At 32.2% G+C, this 3,089-nt stretch carries 2 protein-coding genes and 1 pseudogene; all 3 read right to left on the reverse strand.

Annotation, left to right across the window (positions count from 1 at the left end):
- Window positions 1–36 precede the first annotated feature (36 nt).
- Window positions 37–1,020 carry an ATP-grasp domain-containing protein gene (locus tag V7164_RS15425; protein WP_335347431.1) on the reverse strand — a complete coding sequence of 328 codons (984 nt, stop codon included), beginning with the start codon at window positions 1,018–1,020 and terminating at the stop codon, window positions 37–39.
- A gap of 20 nt (window positions 1,021–1,040) precedes the next feature.
- A complete protein-coding gene (locus tag V7164_RS15430; protein ID WP_335354522.1) occupies window positions 1,041–2,249 on the reverse strand; it encodes a pyridoxal-dependent decarboxylase in 1,209 nt (402 codons plus the stop codon).
- Window positions 2,250–2,873: 624 nt separating this feature from the next.
- Window positions 2,874–3,089, reverse strand: a pseudogene (locus V7164_RS15435) (polysaccharide deacetylase family protein); the annotation flags it as partial.

Below are 3,089 nucleotides of genomic sequence, written 5' to 3' on the forward strand. Positions count from 1 at the left end.
TTATAGAGAACAAAATTTCCAAAAAAATACTTTACCCTAATTCTCTATAAACTTTTTAATCGTTAAAATGTCATGCCTCATCATATAAACATTTTCTTCGTAATTTCCAATCTGAACTTTATTCACAATTCCCTTCAAGTTATTGATTATGAACTTAGGAAAATTAACCCCGCATTCATATGCAAGAAGGTAGCCTCCTCCAAACCTTGGATTTATCTCCGATATATAATACTCTCCATTAATAAAAAAGACATCTATATCTATAGGTCCGATAAACCCTGCTTTCATAACAAGTTCTTCAATCAAATTAAATAATTCTTCCGATTTTATTGACTTAGCTTTGTCTGTTTCTCCAGCTCTCATTACTAACTTTTCTTTAATAAATATAGAAACTACCTTTTTTGAAATTAGATCAACATACACATCTACTCCAAGTTCTTGCCCATCTAAAAATTCTTGAATAATCATTTCGCTTGAATATTGGAAGATAAATTTTGCTTCCTCTATATTCCTAGCTAAATGAATATTAAAGCTCGCACTGCCTTTTTGCGGTTTAATAAAAACTGGAAAAAACACTTCTTCTCGTTCAAGTGCTGCTTGAAATACTTCAAAAGAATTATAGGTTTTCGCATATTTAAACCCATTGTTGCTACAAAACTTACTTACTTCGTATTTATCTAGCCATAATTCACATACATCAAATGGGGAAACTATACTGGAAATACCTAATCTCTTTAAATCACCTGAATATTTAGATAATAGGGAAAGCTCTGGATCAATTAATGAAATAACGGCACTTATCTCCTCTTTTTTACATATCTCTTTAATTACATCCATATATCCAGCGCTGTCAATTGTTGGAACAATATAATGTTCGTCAGCTATATATAGTGACGGAGCTAAAGCGCTGCAATCAACCGCGATTAGATTCCCCTCCCCGCGTAATTCCTTCTTAAAGTATTCAAGTAGCTTAGTTCTCTTTCCTGTACTTGTTAATAATAGATTAACTGTTTGTTTCAGTTTTCTCCCCTTCTTTCACTCTACAATAGCCTAGTAGGTGCCCAAGTTTCCCTAACTAGTTCATAATTCCCACCTTTAATTACATATACTGCAGGCGGCAAATTAATAAAGCAAGAATTATAACTCATTGTGTACGAACCGCATTTTTCAATTTCAATGATGTCTCCTTCCCTTAATTTCGGCGCATTTTCAATATTCAATAATCTGTCATTTTCCATACACGTACTTCCACATATTGTTTGTCTATTAGAAAAGTTTTCGCCATTTGAAACAATTCTATATGACGGCTGGCGATCTGCAATAAAGGGATTGATATGAAGCAGTGAACCATCAACCGTGATGATTCTTGAACCTCTTACATCCCTTACATCGACAACCTTTGTCATATAGCTTATAGGTGTTGAAATAAGTGATGCACCCGGTTCAATTATTAATTGAATATTTTTCATATCTGCTGCGTGATTGAGTTCTTCACTAATCGTTTTTGCATAATCTTCAAAACTAGGGTTATTTCCAATGTCTCTTCCACCAAAAAATCCCCCGCCTATGTCGATATATTCTAGACAATTATTTAATCCAAAGTTTTTAATACATTCTGCCGCTTTTTTTGCTAATGCTCTGAATACATTTAAACTGCGAGTTTTTGTGCTTTGATGCATATGAAGTCCACAAACTAAAATATTCAGTTTATTACATATTTTTAACGCTTTTTCAAAACTGCCATTTTCAAGACAAAAACCAAATCTACTTGGCTCTATCCCCATAGCACTTTCACCTGGACATTCACTTTCGAGATCAAAATTTACTCTAAGACCCACTTTCATTCCTTCAATTTTTTTCATTGCTTTTAATACATTTAGTTCACTAAAGGAATCAATATTGACAATACTCCCCTGTTTAAGCGCACGTTTTAAAAGGTCTGCCTTCTTATGCGGACCATTATATATAATTTCACTAGTAGGATATCCAACGAGTTCTGCATATCTAAATTCATCATTTGACACAACTTCAGCATATACTTCTTTTTCCTTCATGAATTCGAGTATCCATTTAAGATGATTAGTTTTTACTGAATACCCAATTTTCAAAGGGCCTTGCCAATAATTAGTGAATGCTATTTTCAAGCGATTGTAATTATATTCTAGTTCATCGTATTTGATTATATAACATGGTGTTTCAAGTGACTGTGTTTGCATTTTACTCAATCTTACTCCTTTTCGACCAGTCATAATTTTGCAATTAACTGATGATCAATAAACTTAGCTATACATGTTTAATATCGGGCGAGGCTTAATTAGCACGTGACTAGCTTCTTCATTGGCCATTGATAAAATTGTCACATTGTCTATATGTAATACCCGCTTTTGAATTATAAAAATATCTTGTATCCTTATATTCTCTTCCATCTAACGACCTCCAACTGCTAGACATTAAATAACCTGAAATCATCTGAATACCGTATTATATATATATGCATAAAAATAATGAACATTATTAATTACCAAAAATTTTAAGTACTGACTAGGTTATCAGACTTATAGGCAAACTTAATTCCAAAGTAAGCGTCAAATAGGCTCCACCTTTACTTAAATATTAAGGGGATTATTCGATACAATTTGAAACCTTAAAATGCGGACAGAATTTGTCGCTTACATTCCAAAGATCCAGCAATATTAGAAAAAACTAAGGCATTCACCAAGTCCTTTCTTGGTAAATGCCTTAGTTTTACTGATGCGAAATATGAGCAGGAAATTTAACTAAGTTTCAATATTACTTAGCTTACTTTTAGATAATTATATTCAATATTAGTAGTTTCCCCTCCCTTTACTTGCTAACATAGTGGCCCCTTCAACCTACTCATTCCTTAATAAATGTTTCGATAAATCCTCCATATTTAAACTTTCCATACCGAAATTTCGTCTCAATAAAGAAAAATGTTTCAATATACTCTCTAAAAAAGATAAATTTTCATTTAAATTAGTACCAAAATTATGAGGATGCCACCATAAATGATAAACTAATTTATTTTTTGCAGCATAATTTAAATCAGAGATAATTCTCTTTAACCT

Source organism: Bacillus sp. JJ1474, from assembly GCF_036965225.1.
Lineage (GTDB): Bacteria > Bacillota > Bacilli > Bacillales > Cytobacillaceae > Cytobacillus.